This window comes from Ralstonia sp. R-29, assembly GCF_049913345.1.
Taxonomy (GTDB): Bacteria; Pseudomonadota; Gammaproteobacteria; order Burkholderiales; family Burkholderiaceae; genus Ralstonia.
This window is the reverse complement of record NZ_CP184378.1, coordinates 847,499-863,016: the sequence shown is the minus strand read 5'-3', so window position 1 is coordinate 863,016 and position 15,518 is coordinate 847,499. Positions and strand designations below refer to the sequence as shown.

Here is a 15,518-nt window from a genome sequence, read left to right as displayed (position 1 = left end):
TAGAAAGAGGAGACACCACCATGACGCAGTACAAAGGCCGTTGGAATACCGTTCAGGTTGATGTTGAAGACGGCATCGCCTGGGTGATGTTGAATCGCCCAAAAAAGCGCAACGCGATGAGCCCAACGCTCAATCGCGAAATGATCGATGTGCTGGAAACGCTCGAACTCGATGCCGATGCGAAGGTGCTGGTGCTGACGGGCGCGGGCGAGTCCTGGTCGGCCGGCATGGATTTGAAGGAGTACTTTCGCGAGACCGACGGCCAACCGGAAATCATGCAGGAGCGCGCCCGGCGCGATTGCTCGCAATGGCAGTGGAAGCTGCTGCGCTTCTATTCCAAACCGACCATCGCCATGGTCAACGGCTGGTGCTTTGGTGGTGCGTTTTCGCCGCTCGTGGCATGCGATCTGGCCATTGCGGCGGATGACGCGGTGTTTGGCCTGTCGGAGATCAACTGGGGCATTCCGCCGGGCAACCTGGTAAGCAAGGCGGTGGCCGACACCATGGGCCATCGCGCTGCGCTGCACTACATCATGACTGGCGAGACCTTTACCGGCAAAGAGGCGGCTGAGATGGGGCTCATCAACCAAAGCGTGCCGCGCGCGCAATTGCGCGAGACGGTGGCGGTGTTGGCAGGCAAGCTGCTGGAGAAGAACCCGGTGGTGCTGCGTTATGCCAAACACGGCTTCAAGCGTTGCCGCGAGCTGACGTGGGAGCAGAACGAGGACTACCTGTACGCCAAGGTGGACCAATCCAGTCAGCGCGATCCGGAGAAGGGCCGGCAGCATGGTCTGAAGCAGTTTCTCGACGACAAGAGCATCAAACCGGGTCTGCAGACCTACAAGCGCGGCTGAACCGCAAGCGCCACACAACAAGGACCAAACAACAAAAACGGAGCTGCCGCGGCGGGCATTGTCATGCCGGCACGCGAGTGCCCGTCATGGAAGGAGACAGCCATGTTGAAGCAAGCGGAGGCGCCCCCGCGTGCGCCGCGTTATCGCCCGGTGTCGATTGGTGGGGCGCCGGTGGAGGTGCGCCGCACAGCGAACGGCACGTGGTATCTGCGTTCGACGGAACCGATCGGCACCTACCCTGCACGATTGACCGACTGCCTGGTGCGGGGTGCCCGCGAGTATCCGGATCGCACGCTGGTTGCGCAGCGTGGCGCGGATGGCCAGTGGCAGCGCATGTCGTATGCACAGATGCTGGAGCGTGCGCGTGCCATTGGCCAGGCGCTGCTGGCGCGCGGGCTGTCGGCGGAACGGCCGTTGATGATCCTGTCGGGCAATGATCTGCAGCATCTGCAACTGGCCATGGGGGCAATGTATGCGGGCATTCCGTACAGCCCGGTTTCGCCCGCGTACGCGCTGCTCACGCAGGACTACAGCCGGCTAGCCTATCTCGTGCAGCACCTCACGCCCGGCATGGTGTACGCCAGCGATGCCGCGCAGTTCGGCGATGCGCTGCGCGCGGTCACGCCGCCAGATACCGAGATCGTGATCGACAGCGGTGAGCTGCAAGGGCGCGCAGTCACCCCGTTTGCGGCGCTGCGCGAGAGCGTGCCCACCGACATCGACGCCGCCAATGCCAAGGTCGGTCCGGACACGATCGCCAAGTTTCTCTTCACGTCCGGCTCCACCAAACAGCCCAAGGCCGTCACGACGACGCACCGCATGCTGTGTGCCAATCAGCAGATGCTGCTGCAGACGTTTCCGTGCTTTGGCGAGGTGCCGCCGGTGTTGCTGGACTGGCTGCCGTGGAACCACACCTTTGGGGGCAGTCACAACGTCGGTATCGCGCTGTACAACGGCGGCACGTACTACATCGACGGCGGCAAACCGACTCCCCAGGCATTCGCGCAAACACTGGAGAACCTGCGCGAAATTCAGCCGACGGTGTTCTTCAACGTGCCGAAAGGCTGGGAGATGCTGACGGAAGCACTCGAAGCCGACGCGGCCTTGCGCGAGCACTTTTACGCGCAGGTCCGGTTGTTCTTCTTTGCCGGCGCGGGGCTTTCGCAAGCCGCCTGGAACCGCCTCGAACACGTGAGCGAAGTCCATTGCGGCGAACGCATCCGCATCATGGCCGGCCTGGGCATGACGGAGACCGCGCCGTCCTGCACCTTCACCACCGGCCCCGTGATGATGGCGGGCTACATCGGGCTGCCGGCGCCGGGTTGCGAGGTCAAACTGGTGCGGACCGACGGCAAGCTGGAGGCGCGCTTCAAAGGGCCGCACGTGATGCCGGGCTACTGGCGGGCACCGCATCTGGCAGTCGAGACGTTCGATGGCGAGGACTACTACCGCTCCGGCGATGCCGTGCGCTTCGTCGATGAAGCGCACCCCGAGATCGGCCTGATGTTCGACGGCCGCATCGCCGAAGATTTCAAGCTCAGCTCCGGCACCTTCGTGAGCGTGGGGCCGATGCGCGCGCGGATCATCAGCGAGGGCGCGCCCTATGTGCAGGACGCCGTGGTGGCCGGCATGAACCGCGATGACGTTCGCGTGCTGGTGTTTCCGCGGCTGGAGCACTGTGCTGCGTTGGCCGGGCTGTCACCGGATGCGAGTGCTGTGCAGATTCTGCGTAGCGCGGCGGTGCGCGCGCATTTCGTGGCGTTGCTGGATCGGCTCAACCGCGCCGCCACCGGGTCTGCGAGCCGCATCGCTTGCCTGCATTTGCTGGAGGAACCCCCGTCGATCGACCACGGCGAGGTCACCGACAAGGGCTCGATCAACCAGCGTGCTGTCCTCGGCCGCCGTGCCGCGTTGATCGACGCGCTCTACAGCGGCGGCGACGCCCACGTGATTGCGGTGGAGGCCCGCTTAGCCCATGGCTGACGGGGCATCGGCGCGCCGTTGGAGCCGATAGGCCAGTTGCGCGCGCGTAATGCCAAGCGTGCGCGCGGCCGACGAGAGGTTGCCGTTGGCCCGTGCCACGGCCTCTTCCAGCAATTGCTGCTCCAGGGCCGGCAGCGATGTGCTGCTGCCGCGTGTCTGTTGGCTCCAGTGGTTCACCAGGTCCAGCAGCGTTTCGGGCTGGGGCGATGTCGCGTCTGCTTCGTGTCGCTGCTCGTGTTCCTGCGCGTGCCCCAACGTCAGCGTAGCCACTTCACCAGCGATGGCCAGGGATAGCACCTCCTGGTTCAGGGTCTCGCCGCTGATGAACATGTGCGACAGGTCCACCAGCCCGGATTGCGCGAGGATCACGCCGCGCTCCACCAGATTCTGCAGCTCGCGGATGTTGCCGGGAAAGCTGTAGTTGACCAGCGCCTTGACCGCCCGGAGGCTGAACCCACGTACGGCCAGCCCATGCTTGTGCGCATAGCTTTTGAGGAAGTGGCTCATCAGCAGCGGGATGTCGTCACGGCGCTCGCGCAACGGCGGCAGATGGATGGGGAAGACATTGAGCCGGAAGAACAGGTCTTGGCGGAAGCGCCCCTCGCGCACCGCCTGCTGCAAGTCTTCGTTGGTGGCGGCCACCACGCGTGTGTTGACGCGCTGCGTGCGGGTAGAGCCCACGCGCTCGAATTCGCCTTCTTGCAGCGCGCGCAGCAGCTTGCCTTGCGCCACGAGGCTTAGTGTGCCGATCTCGTCGAGGAACAGCGTGCCCTCGTGCGCCAGTTCAAAGCGCCCAGCGCGCGAGTGTGTGGCACCGGTGTAGGCGCCACGCTCGACGCCAAAGAGTTCCGCTTCCACCAGCGTCTCGGGAATGGCGGCGCAGTTGATGGCGATGAACGGCTTGTCTTGCCGCCGGCTGATTTGATGCAGCATGCGCGCAAAGCGCTCCTTGCCGACGCCGGATTCGCCGGTGAAGAGCACGGTGGCATCGGTGGGCGCCACCCGTTGCAGCAGATGACAGGCAGCGTTGAATGCAGAGGATGCGCCTACTAACGCTGGGCCTGGGCTGTCTTCGGTGTCGCGGTCTTCTGGTGTTGCCGCGCCGTCGGTGGCTTCGGCATCGCCGGGCCGTTGTGCCGATGCGGGCACGCTCGCGGCCAGCATGCCCGAGTCGACAAAGTCCTGCGCGTTCAGGTAGCGCAGGTCTTCACTGGCGTCGTCCCACAGCTCGGCCGATTTGCCGATGACCCGGCAGACCGCCGCGCCCATCGAGCGGCATTCCACCTCCCGAAAGATCACCAGATGCCCAAGCAGCGTGCTGACGTAGCCGATGGCATAGCCGAGCTGTAGCCAGCAGGCGGGCGAGGTGCCGACACCGTAGGCGTCGAGGTGCTCATCGTCCTCGCTGGAGTTGTGCCAGAGGAACTCGCCTTGGTAGCGGCCGCTCTCGGGCTCGTAGCTGAAGTTGACGGGCACGACTTTGACCACGCCTTCAAGCGTGTGCAGCCGTGTACCGGCGATGAAGATGGCGGAAGGCTCGGCGTCCGGCCAGCGCTCGCGCACCAGCCGCGCATCGTGCGCGCCTGACACGTAGCCCGAGCGCGTGAGCAGCCCCCGTGCGCGGTCGATGCCGAGGCTATCGATCAGCTCGCGTCGCAAGGTGCCCATGGCGCGACTGTGCAGCAACAGCATGCGCTGGTCGTTCAGCCAGATGCGTCCGTCGCCGGGCGAGAAATACAGGCATTCGCTGATGTCCGCCAGGGTGGGCTGCGAGTCGGCGCTCCAGCGGTCGCTGCCCGCCGGGCTGAGCACCTTGCCCGTGGTGCGGGCCACTTCGGCAAGGGAGATGCGGGGCAGTTGCGCCATGGAAACTCCGGGTCGTTTCTTCAAATGAAAATATCAGGCAGCCTGATACTGTCCCGATTTCATCAAATCCGCAAGCGCAGTGGGGGCCAGCCCATTGCTGCGCCGCCGCAGATCGCAGCTTGACTGCCGCCTGATCGGCGCGAAGAGCGAGACGGGTCAAGGCACGCGCGTCTTGCTGCTCAACAGCAAGCCCGCGTGCCGGCGCGAATGGCATAGCGCTTGCAAATCAGGGCGCCGACAGCCGGCAGCCCGCAGCCCGCAGCCCGCAGCCCGCAGCCAACACGCCGCCGGACACGATCTCACCACAACAACCACTAGGAGACACGATCGATGAATGCTCCTCAAACCATGCGCTTTCTGGATGCCGCCCAATGGGACGGGCTGCTGTTCCAGGGCAGTTGGGTGCCGCCGCTGCACCCGCACGCGGTTGACGTGATCGAGCCGGCGACGGGCCAAAAGCTGACCCGTGTCGGGCTGGCCGATGCCGATGATGTGGCTGCTGCGGTGCAGGCGGCGGCTGTTGCCCAGCGGGCTTGGATGCTACGGCCGCCGCGCGAGCGTGCCGAGGTATTCCGCCGCGCAGCCACACTGTTCGAACAGCATTTCGATGAGCTGGCCTTGGCCGTGGCGCGCGAAACGGGCGGGGTGCTGTTCAAGGGCCAGCACGAAGTGCGCGAGGCGGCCACGCTGTGCCATCTGGCCGCGGGCATGCCGCTCGCAGCGCAGGGCCAGGTGCTGGCGAGCCCCGCTGGCCGGCTCAGCTATGCGCGTCGCGCGCCGTTTGGGGTGGTGGGCGTGATTTCGCCGTTCAACTTTCCGTTGATCCTGACGTTGCGCTCGGTGGCGCCCGCGCTGGCTGCCGGCAACGCGGTGGTGGTCAAGCCGGACCTGCGCACGCCGGTGTCGGGGGGATACCTGATCGCGCGCATCTTTGAAGAGGCGGGCTTGCCGGCCGGACTGCTGCATGTGCTGCCCGGCGGCGTGGAAGCCGGCGAGGCGCTGGTCGTCCACCCGCAGGTGCCGATGATTGCCTTTACCGGTTCACCGGCCGTGGGCCGCCGCATTGGTGCACTGGCCGGGCAGCATCTGAAGAAGGTGTCGCTTGAACTGGGTGGCGCTAACGCCCTGATCATCCTCGACGATGCGGACCTCGACCTCGCTGTCAGCAATGCGGCGTGGGGGGCATGGCTGCATCAGGGGCAGATCTGTATGGCGTCCAACCGCATTCTGGTGCACGCCTCGCTGGAGGCCGAGCTGACGGCGCGGCTGGTCGACAAGGCCCAGCACTTGCCGGTGGGCGATGGCGCCAGCGGGCAGGTCGCGCTTGGGCCGCTGATTGATCAGAAGCAACTGCAACGCGTGCACGCCATCGTGCAGGACAGCCTTGCTGCCGGCGCCAAGCTGCTGGCCGGTGGCACGTACGAAGCCCTGTTCTATCGGCCCACGGTGCTCGGCGACGTACGGCCCGGCATGCGCGTGTTCGACGAAGAGGTGTTTGGGCCGGTGGCGAACATCATCACCTTCCAGAGCGACGACGAGGCCGTGGCGCTGGCCAACAACAGCCAGGGCGGGCTGTCTGCGGGCGTGATCTCCGCATCGGTGGGGCGTGCCATGGCGCTGGGCCAGCGCTTGCGCGTCGGCATGGTTCACGTCAATGACCAGACCGTCAACGACGACTGCGTCAACCCGTTCGGTGGACCCGGTATCGCCGGCAACGGGACGAGCGTAGGCGGCCCAGCGGATTGGGAGGAATACACCCAGTGGCAGTGGACGACCGTCAAGGAGCGCGCGCCGCAATACCCGTTCTGAAACGGCTTCAAAAAATAGAAATCAAGAGGAGACAACCATGCAATTGAGCAACAAGACCATCGTGGTGACCGGCGCATCGTCGGGCATTGGCGCGGAGACGGCGCGCCTGCTGCGCTTTCACGGCGCACGCGTGATTGGTGTGGACCGCAACGCGCCCGGTATCACCCTGGACGGCTATGTCCAGGCCGACCTGTCCACCGTTGAGGGGATCGACCAGGCCGTCGCGCAACTGCCAACGCAGATCGACGCGCTCTGCAACATCGCCGGCGTGCCGGGCACCGCGCCGGTGGACCTTGTGGCGCGTGTGAACTATCTCGGCTTGCGGCATCTGACCGAGCAGTTGCTGCCACGTATGGGGGAGGGTAGTGCCATCGTCAACGTGGCGTCCATCCTGGGTGCGGAATGGCCGCGGCGCGTCGACCTGCACAAGGCCCTGGCCGAAACCCGCGGCTTTGATGGGGGCGCTGCGTGGCTGAAGGAGCGACCGGTGCCGCAGGCCACCTGCTACCAGTACTTCAAGGAAGCGCTGATCGTCTGGGCGCTCACGCAAGCGCAGAAGATCTTCCTGCAACGCTCTGTGCGCATGAACTGCGTAGCGCCGGGGCCGGTGTTCACGCCCATCCTGGGCGATTTTGTAGCCATGCTGGGCGCCGAGCGCGTGGAGAACGACGCGCACCGCATGAAGCGCCCCGCCTATCCGGACGAGATCGCCCCCGTGATCGCGCTGCTATGCGCGGATGAGACCCGGTGGGTCAACGGCGTGAACGTGCCCGTCGATGGCGGGCTCGCTTCCACCTACTACTGACGCGGTACCCCGTTCACCCGGTTTGAGGTTTTGAGGTTGGGCAGCCAGGAGGCTGCCTCCCAGCGTTCGCGCGGGCCGGCCACCCGGTTGCACGTTGCGCTTGGCGGCTTCGTCTACGGCGCCATGGTGTCGCTCTTCCTGCTGGAAACCGCACCGTCACGCCAACGCCCATCCGGCATGGCAGCCATGGCGGTTGAGCTCGACAAATAACGCGCTCCCCACCTCACAAACCACACCGAAAGGCCCCCAGGCATGGCGCGCGAGCGAAGTCTGCGCGCCCGCTTGAGCGGGCCCACGAAGGAGACACCACATGAACCTGAAGACCACCCTGCTGGCCACTTGTCTGGCGGCATGCGCATCGGCCACCTGGGCCTTCGATCAACCGGCCGTCAACATGGGCGGCACCAGTTTCTTTGACGGCGCGCCGCTGCCGGGCGGACCGGGCTTCTACTTCGTCGAATACCTGACCCAGTATTCGGCCAGCAAGCTGATGGACAACGCCGGCAATCAGTCCGCCTTTCCGCCCAAGCAGAAATTTGATGTGACGGTGCCCATCAGCCAGCTGATCTTCGTGCCTGAGGGCGCCAAGTGGGGCAACAAACAACTGGGCTTCCAACTGCTGCTGCCATGGGTGGCCGCAGCACGCGTCGATGATGGGATGAACAACGCCGTACTCAAGGGCGCGCGCGGCATTGGTGATCTGGCCGCCGGTGTGTCTCTGCAGTTTGATCCGGTCATGGGGGCACAAGGGCCGCTGTTCTCGCAGCGCTTCGAGCTGCAGGTGATTGCACCCACCGGTCACTACGACCGTACCGCCGCCGTCAGCCCTGGCAGCAACTTCTGGTCGTTCGACCCGTATTGGGCCGTGACGGTCTGGGCGACGCCAAAGCTGAGTTTCAGCGGCCGCTTCAACTATCTATGGAATGCCCGCAATACCGATCCGAACGTCGCCTTCGGCAGCGGGGCCACGTCCGCCCAAGCCGGTCAGGCGCTGCACGGCAATTTCGCTGTCGAGTACGAGATCAAGCAGGGGCTGGTGGCCGGTCTGAGCGGCTACTGGCTCAAGCAGATCACGGATACGAAGGTCAACGGCGTCAACGTGCCAGGGCGGCGCGAGCAGGTCATCGGGCTGGGGCCGGCCGCGATGGTGGCGCTATCGCCCAAGGATTTCCTGTTTTTCCACTACTACCGGGAATTTGCGGTGCGCAACCGCACCCAGGGCGACAAGTTCGAGATCCGCTACGACCACCATTTCTGAGAGTTGACTACGACGGAGACAGCCTGCGAGCAGGGGACCTTGGGGGCGAGGATCGACAGCGATGGGAACCGATTTGACAACCGTTTTCCTCGCTGGCAGCATGGCGCCCCGCTTCGCCGGAGGAGGCTTGGTTATTCGATTAAGAAACGGTAATCAAGCAGCATAAATTGAAGATGCATAACGCCGCCCTTGAGCGCTGTATTGCAGCGTCAGCAGATGTCCAAAACGTAGATGCTTTCAAAGCGTGGATCCGAAGCCATGTGAACCCCATCGTGGGAAACGCGTGTCTGGCTTGTGGTCATGGACGCATCACGTCTTCGGGCGTCTTGATGGACCACATTGTCCTCGTTGACTACCCGGTTGCGCACCTTCTGGCGATCAAGAACACGGCTGGCGGTATCGACACCCCGTTGATGCGCCGCTGGCTGGCGACGCGCCGCCCTGTGTACTTCAATGCGGCTGCCCCTTGGCCAGACATTGATCGCGAGTGGCTTGCAAAATTCACCGCCAACGACCTGCGAAACGGCGTGGCCGATGCCGTCTACGATGAAGCCCATTGCATCGGCACTTACTTCAGCTTCCACCGACTGCCTGCGGTGGACGAGCCATCCCTTGAGGTAATCCTGTCGGAACTCACGCCCGTATTGCACCGCACGCTGATGCGAGCGATCTCTGACGCGGAAAAGGCGTTGGTCACAGCATCGGCGGCCATGGCACGCCTGAGCCGGCGCGAACAGCAGGTCGCCTCATGGATCGGCACGGGGAAGAGCAATGCCGAAATTGCCGTGTTGGCCGGCATCTCTGAAAACACGGTCAGAAACTACCTGAGCAACATCATGGAGAAGACCGGCTGCGCGAATCGGACCAGCCTCGCCGTGCTGGTCTCTCGCTGGGATGCATCCCGCCTCGGAATAGGTACAAACGTACTCTAGCGCGCCTATTACTCCGCCAGCTATTCTCCGTCACCACAAAACGCCTGGGTGAGCGGACGACTTTTTCTGCAATGCCCGGATTCCAACGCAGAACACACGGGAGGCAGGATGCAGAGCAATCTTTATGGCCAGCCGTCAGCATCGCCGCTATTGCGCGGCGGGTTGCTCCTGCTTGCCCTGTGTGTGACTGCGATCGGAATACTCATCCAGAAGCCTGCCGCCGCGTGCATTGCATGCATTCCGGATCCCGAAGTGGCGTTGCTGGTCAAAGCCGGAATTTGCGGTGCGATGCTCCTCATCGAGGTGTGCTGCATTGCCATGCTGCTTGCGGTCAGCTCTCAAGACAACGAACAAGAAAACGAATGAACGGGGAAGCGGGCGTGCCCGCAAAAAGGAGGGCACAGACAAGGAAATAGAAAAGGGCCGGACGTGTGCCGGCAAACATGCGTATCGACAAGGGCCTGAAACACCCTGACAGGGAAAGCCGCATGTCGCTGCGTTTGGCGGTGGCACCACCCGGTCAATGTCAAGCATCGTCGATGCGCACGGTGGCGTGTATCCGAAGAGTTTGCCGCGACAGGCCCGAAGGTAGCGAACAACAAGGCTGTTGATGGTGCGCGCGCCGAGTTGAATTCCGGGCTCATGACCGTGTTTGACGAGACCCTTGCTGGCCTGTTGGAAGACGAGGTAACCGGCGCGGATCGAATGCAAGTGCTGGAGGCGCTCTCCGAAACACTGCCCACTATGAAGCGGGCGTTCACCGTGGACTACAAAAATGCGCTGAGGAAAAAGCTGGAAGCCGACAGAGACAGGTCCGAAGATGCGGAAGATCGGCGACTTCATGACGCCATGATTGTCGAGCTCGAGAGTTGAGTCATAAGGGGGGCGTACTCAATTCTTCCAGCCTGTCCGGGTTGATCTCCAGTTCTAGCGTAGTTGTGAATCCGTTGCCAGTGAGGCGGCGGATGCCTCAGGCAACGGATCCCGCTATGTTGTCGAACTAGGGTTTAGAACGTGATGGCAATTGGTGTTGCGTGGTCATTGTCGGCATAAGCAGGCGCCAGACAATTTTGGCCATCGCACTCTGCCGACTTTACCTGGCCTTGAACTTGCGTTTGCCACGAACCCGCTTGGATCTCATGGCGCCACTGCAGCGTGGTGCCATTGTTGAGTTGCCAGATTACGTTCTTCCAAGCGTTCGTACAGTCTGAGCCGAAGCTGTTGCTATCGACGATATTGAAGTAGCCCGGCACACCGTTCCTGACGGTGTAAGAGGCGGGCCCAGCATCGTGCATGCAATGGCTTGCCGTTCTAGTCATGGTGATGTCAGAACCAGTGTTATTCAGGAGGATGAGCGTGTAAGTGGCTTGCTTGCTCACCGGACCCTTCTTCTTGCTCTTTTCGGCCAGCGCTTGGGAACTAATGCCGAGAAGGGCCGCGAGCATAAGGGCAACAACAGCTTTCGTTTGGGCTGCTTTCATTTCTCAAACCTCTTGCTTGGTGGTGAGTTTGATGTGCGACGGTGCTGCGGTTCGGGCGGCGTGCGCACGTGACGGCCGCCCAAGCAGCAGCCTAGGAAAATTCCGATCCGGCGCCCCGTGAAAGATTTTTAGTTCTGATTTTGAGCGTTGGCAGCGCGCGAACGCGGCGCTAAAGAGCTGAGCCAAGCGTTTACTTTCCTGCAACGATCTCGCGTTCTTCGAGGTTGTCCGGCTTGATCTCCAGCGCCAGCAAGAAGGTTTGCCTCGCACGAAGTCTTGTCCATGTGGCGGGCGTAGGTGTTGCCCACACCGTCGACCACGATGCTGCTGCTTTTGAGGATAGGGAAGGTGCCTTTGCACTTTGGGCAAACCGTCATGTCGCCAGAGCGCGCCATGGGCTTGCCGTACATGGAAGAGGTGCCATCGCCTGTGATGACGATGCCGCCGTGGGAGGTCTTGTCTCCCACGACGATAAAGGGCTGACCTGCGGACATGCTGCCACTATTGGGCTGGGCGCGACATGCTAGCGGGCGCAGGTTTCGCTGGTTGCTGAAAGAATTTGAAGTCTGATCTGAATGGACCTCAGTTTGGCGTCACATTCACGTTGCGTCGCGGTGCGCTCTTTAGCTACCCCACGTTCATCGGCAACAGCACCATCTGCTTGCCCTGCACGTGTAGCCGCGTCTGGATCTCAAGCGGCGTCTGGTTGTGCAACCAAGCGGTCAGGAAGTTGACCTGTTTGAAGATGAGTTTGCTGGCAAAGCACACGCTGTTCGGGAAGTCGTTCATCGTGGTTTCGGCCAGGCGCGTGAATTCCGCAATCGGGTGCGTGCCGAAGGCGATGCGGTAGTCCGCAGCCATGCCGTGGCGCCGGCAGTGCGCCACGTAGTACGCCAACGATGCGCTGATGGTCTGGCGCAGGTGGTCCAGATGTTCAGCGCCTTCATAGCTCTGTGCGTCCACCTCACCCACGGCCAGGAAGATCACGTTCTTGAAGTGGCCGGGAAACAGCCGGTTCACCCACAGCAGCGCATGCATGCTGGCACCACGATGCTTGCCGACCAGCAGGATGGCAGTCGGCTGTGAAGGGTCTGGCTTTGCGGGGGCGCTGTTTTCGTCCACCGCAGGGGGCGCTCCGCCAAACAACGCATCTTCCTTGGCGATCAGGGCGCGGGTCTCGTCGTAGTGCTGCCGGATCAGGAAGCACAGCGCCACGACCGCGCTGGTGACCAGCACCGTCAGCCAGCCACCCGCCGTGAATTTCTCGACCAGCGTGATGACCAGCACCGTGCTGGTGACCGACAGGCCCAGGGCGGACAGTGCGAAGTGCTTGAGCCAGTTGCCGCTGTCTTTACGGCGACGCCACCAGTACGTGCACAGGCCCAGCAGCGACAGGCTGAACGTGAGGAACACGTTGATGCTGTACAGCACCACCAGCACCGCCACCTCGCCGTGCGTCCACAGCAGGATGATGACGCTGGCCACGCCCATCACGATGATGCCGTTCTGCCGCACCAGCCGCGTCGACAGGTCACGGAAATGTCGCGGCACCCATGAGTCCTGCGCCATGTTCGACAGCACCGCCGGGCCATCCAGAAAACCCGTCTGCGCGCCGACCAGCAGCAGACCGGCCTCGAATGCCAGCACGGCTGCCAGCAGCCCACTGCGCGCAAGCGCGGAGTCGAGCCCTATGTGGTCAATCACGCTGCCAAACACCACCGCGTTAAGCGTCTGGCCCTCCACCGGCTTGGCCTGCCACAGCATGTACAGCAGGATGATGCCGCCCGCCGTAAAGGCCAGCGACGTCGCCATGTACAGCATGGTGCGCTTGCCGGCGGGCACACGCGGCTCGGCCAGCATGTTGACGTTGTTCGAGACGGCTTCCAGGCCGGTATAGGTACCGCCGCCCATCGAGAACGCGCGCATCAGCAAGGCGAGCATCACCAGCGGCCCAAGCGCCTGCGACATGCCATGTGCCTCGTTGACGGCATCGGGCACGACCGTGACCAGATGATCGCCGTGCGCGGCCACGCCATAGACGATCAGCCCGAGATGCAGCACCACAAAGCCGATGAAGATCGGCAGTAACACCAGGATAGATTCACGCATGCCCCGGAAGTTGAGCCCGGTCATCAACACGACCAGGACGATCTCGGTGCCGAGTTTGAACGCTTGCGCGCTCACGGGCAGCAGGCTGAAGAATGCGTCCACGCCGCTGGCCAACGAGGTGGCAACGGTCAACACGTAGTCCACCAGCAGCGCCGCCCCGGACACCAAACCCGGACGCGGCCCGAGCAGTGCCGTGGCGACACGGTAGCCGCCCCCACCGGTCGGAAACAACTCGATCACCTGGTTGTAGCCCAGCGCGATGATGAACACCGTGGCCGCCGTGGCCAGCGCGAGAAACAGCGCCAGCGGCGTGTGCTGGCCCAGCGCCAGAAAGGCTTCTTCCGGGCCGTAGCAGGAAGAAGACAACCCATCCGCACCCAGGCCAACCCACGCGAGCAAGGGTGTGACGGCAATGGCGTGGCGTGTGCGCGGGTCCAGTGGATCCAGTGGCTTGCCGACCAGCAGTTGCCACATCTTGGTCATGGTCGCCATGGCGTCTCCGTGCAGCGGATGGTCTTGTGGGGCCGGATTGGCTGTACTGCTCAATCTAGAGCAGCCCCCGCACAAATGCCACCAATGCCTGCTAAGGCGGCCTTTGCCCGTGAACTGGCTTGAACAGGGCATCCAGGGTGGTTTGTTTACGCGATTTTTTCACGCGCAGGTGATCTCTCTACACGTTTTTGACGGTCGGCTGGCTACGCTTCAGATGTCATCACTACCCAGGCGCGGTGCGCCATCACCGAAATGGAAATCCTATCCAGATGGTTGCTCGGCATCGGAGCCATGGTCGCCGTCATCGCATTGTTCGTCGCTGTCTACCTCACGGATCGGCGCGCGGAGGAACGCTATGGTCGCGCGATCGACCAGCATGGGGCCTCGGACTCGAACACGGCGGACCTGTCTTAACGAAGCGCTCAGAGCCCAACTTATCCCGGCACCTGCAGGCGATCACCCGACTCACCCAGCCGCCGGCCGATCAACGTGATCAGACTTCGCAATGCTGAAACTTCTCGTGCCAGTTAACGGCTCCCGCCACGCGCTGGATGCAGTGCGCCACGCCGCCTTCCTCTGCCAGGACCGCTGCGCGTCAGACATCGTGCTGCTGAATGTGCAATCGCCAATCGAAGGCAGTCGCGCCAGCGCTTACCACTCGCTGGAGGCGCTACGCCAGCTTGAAGAACAAGACGGCGAAACGGCGCTGCGCCAAGCGCGCACCATTCTCGACGACGCCGGGGCGCGCTACGTCGCGCAAGTCCGAGTCGGCCGCATTGCCGAAACCATCGTGCAAACCGCAGCCGCCAACCAATGCGACATGATCGTGATGGGCTCGGCAGCGCGTACACCCCTGGGCTCTTTGATGAGGGCCAGGCTGTCGAATCGGCTGATGCGCCTGTCGCGCATTCCGGTAACTCTGGTCCGTTAAGTAACTGGGCTTGGCTTGGTACAGTGAGTTGCGTTGAGGTGGGGGATATCTCCCACACTGCGACGGTTGCTGTCCCTCGCGTCCTTTCCGTTGTGACGAACGTCTGTTTGTGGCCGTTTGGCGACCCTCATTCACCCACACCGCACGTGCGGCCCTATGGGTGCTTTTGCGGCGCATACAGCTCGCGAGCTGCCGGGCGTGCGTTCGCCGCTCTATGGCCCGTATGCGCGGCGGCAGAGCCCTCGGCGAGCGGTAGGGGGAGGTGCACCCCGGGGCTCAAACCGGCCCAGCGCGCGCGGTTGGGACCCCGCCTCACCTGCGCGCTTCATTGAACGGTTTTTATGCACGTGCGGAGTTGTTCCGAAGTCAGCCTTTATCAGGGCCCACCAAGTGCTCATGAGCCTTGCCAATCTATGCGGAATGATGCGGCTCACTTATGCGGTGTTCCCCTTACTGCAAACTCGCCCAACTGCTGACTGCACCAACAGACTGCGTCAGATCGTCTGACTCAGTTCGGCTGAAGCGGCCGCTCGCGTATGCTTGAATTTCCCTCCGATAGGAAGCAGCGCAATTCGACAAGGTGCTCTGGATTGTCGGGCATGCGAAGGCATCAGTTTCGACGTAACAGAACTCCCATTGTTTGCATCGCAAAAGTCATTGCAGTAAAAAATTCGAACTCATACTCTTCCAGATGCGATCGTGACTAGCAACGGGAGTAGCGTGATGACTCGTACGACCGAATACCGTGGTTACGAAATTCACTTGGAGCTTGTGGGCACATCCGAGGACATGTTTGATTTGTGGTTTTGTATCGAAGGCCCAATACAGCCCCCTGGCGTCGCGGCAATCGGTAAACGCATCAAAGTCCACGGCGGCCCCTTCTCTCAACGTTGGGCGCACTTGATCGGCGAGCTGGCTGGGCGGGCAGCGATCGACGTGATCCTTGGGGTTGTGGAGGAGCCGCCCTCAACGGACGAGTGGTGAGCTACGGTCATCCC

Annotated in this window: 15 protein-coding genes; 11 read left to right on the top strand and 4 right to left on the bottom strand. The window is 62.9% G+C overall.

The annotated features are described in order from the left end of the window. Positions 1 to 20: 20 nt before the first annotated feature. Both ACN9M1_RS21080 and ACN9M1_RS21075 read left to right on the top strand, forming a co-directional pair. Entirely contained in the window at positions 21 to 854 is an 834-nt protein-coding gene (locus ACN9M1_RS21080; RefSeq protein WP_426400528.1) for a p-hydroxycinnamoyl CoA hydratase/lyase, read from the top strand. A gap of 102 nt (positions 855 to 956) precedes the next feature. Then, positions 957 to 2,837 (top strand): feruloyl-CoA synthase, encoded by a 1,881-nt coding sequence (locus ACN9M1_RS21075; RefSeq protein WP_426400527.1) that lies wholly within the window; start codon positions 957 to 959, stop codon positions 2,835 to 2,837. Here ACN9M1_RS21075 and ACN9M1_RS21070 read toward each other — a convergent pair. After that, positions 2,823 to 4,703: a sigma 54-interacting transcriptional regulator gene (locus tag ACN9M1_RS21070; RefSeq protein WP_426400526.1), complete on the bottom strand. Its 1,881-nt coding sequence runs from the start codon at positions 4,701 to 4,703 to the stop codon at positions 2,823 to 2,825. The genes ACN9M1_RS21075 and ACN9M1_RS21070 overlap by 15 nt on opposite strands. 330 nt (positions 4,704 to 5,033) lie before the next feature. Between ACN9M1_RS21070 and ACN9M1_RS21065 the strand changes: the two genes are divergently transcribed. The 7 genes from ACN9M1_RS21065 to ACN9M1_RS21035 all read left to right on the top strand — a co-directional run bounded on the left by ACN9M1_RS21065 (position 5,034) and on the right by ACN9M1_RS21035 (position 10,380). After that, positions 5,034 to 6,512: a benzaldehyde dehydrogenase gene (locus tag ACN9M1_RS21065; protein ID WP_426400524.1), complete on the top strand. Its 1,479-nt coding sequence runs from the start codon at positions 5,034 to 5,036 to the stop codon at positions 6,510 to 6,512. Between the two features lie 37 nt (positions 6,513 to 6,549). After that, complete coding sequence (locus ACN9M1_RS21060; RefSeq protein WP_426400522.1) at positions 6,550 to 7,317, top strand: coniferyl-alcohol dehydrogenase; 768 nt, start codon at positions 6,550 to 6,552, stop codon at positions 7,315 to 7,317. 30 nt (positions 7,318 to 7,347) lie between these two features. Beyond that, complete coding sequence (locus ACN9M1_RS21055) at positions 7,348 to 7,527, top strand: hypothetical protein (RefSeq protein ID WP_426400521.1); 180 nt, start codon at positions 7,348 to 7,350, stop codon at positions 7,525 to 7,527. Between the two features lie 100 nt (positions 7,528 to 7,627). After that, positions 7,628 to 8,575, top strand: coding sequence for a SphA family protein (locus tag ACN9M1_RS21050; protein WP_426400520.1), 948 nt, complete (start codon positions 7,628 to 7,630; stop codon positions 8,573 to 8,575). Positions 8,576 to 8,748: 173 nt separating this feature from the next. Beyond that, positions 8,749 to 9,507, top strand: coding sequence for a helix-turn-helix transcriptional regulator (locus ACN9M1_RS21045; protein ID WP_426400519.1), 759 nt, complete (start codon positions 8,749 to 8,751; stop codon positions 9,505 to 9,507). Positions 9,508 to 9,615: 108 nt separating this feature from the next. Next, entirely contained in the window at positions 9,616 to 9,873 is a 258-nt protein-coding gene (locus ACN9M1_RS21040; RefSeq protein ID WP_426400518.1) for a hypothetical protein, read from the top strand. A gap of 276 nt (positions 9,874 to 10,149) precedes the next feature. Then, positions 10,150 to 10,380, top strand: a complete 231-nt coding sequence (locus tag ACN9M1_RS21035; RefSeq protein ID WP_426400516.1) for a hypothetical protein — start codon at positions 10,150 to 10,152, stop codon at positions 10,378 to 10,380. A 134-nt stretch (positions 10,381 to 10,514) separates the two neighbouring features. Here the strand turns inward: ACN9M1_RS21035 and ACN9M1_RS21030 are convergent, their stop codons facing one another. The 3 genes from ACN9M1_RS21030 to ACN9M1_RS21020 form a co-directional block, all read right to left on the bottom strand. Next, positions 10,515 to 10,988, bottom strand: a complete 474-nt coding sequence (locus tag ACN9M1_RS21030; protein WP_426400515.1) for a hypothetical protein — start codon at positions 10,986 to 10,988, stop codon at positions 10,515 to 10,517. Between the two features lie 128 nt (positions 10,989 to 11,116). After that, the gene (locus ACN9M1_RS21025; RefSeq protein WP_426400514.1) at positions 11,117 to 11,482 is read right to left on the bottom strand and encodes a PAAR domain-containing protein; all 366 of its coding nucleotides are present in this window, start codon (positions 11,480 to 11,482) and stop codon (positions 11,117 to 11,119) included. A gap of 133 nt (positions 11,483 to 11,615) precedes the next feature. Continuing rightward, a complete protein-coding gene (locus ACN9M1_RS21020; RefSeq protein WP_426400513.1) occupies positions 11,616 to 13,589 on the bottom strand; it encodes an APC family permease in 1,974 nt (657 codons plus the stop codon). Positions 13,590 to 14,094: 505 nt separating this feature from the next. Here ACN9M1_RS21020 and ACN9M1_RS21015 point away from each other — a divergent pair. Further along, positions 14,095 to 14,520 carry a universal stress protein gene (locus ACN9M1_RS21015; RefSeq protein WP_426400511.1) on the top strand — a complete coding sequence of 142 codons (426 nt, stop codon included), beginning with the start codon at positions 14,095 to 14,097 and terminating at the stop codon, positions 14,518 to 14,520. A gap of 723 nt (positions 14,521 to 15,243) precedes the next feature. Then, the gene (locus ACN9M1_RS21010; protein WP_197386899.1) at positions 15,244 to 15,504 is read left to right on the top strand and encodes a hypothetical protein; all 261 of its coding nucleotides are present in this window, start codon (positions 15,244 to 15,246) and stop codon (positions 15,502 to 15,504) included. Positions 15,505 to 15,518: the final 14 nt, after the last annotated feature.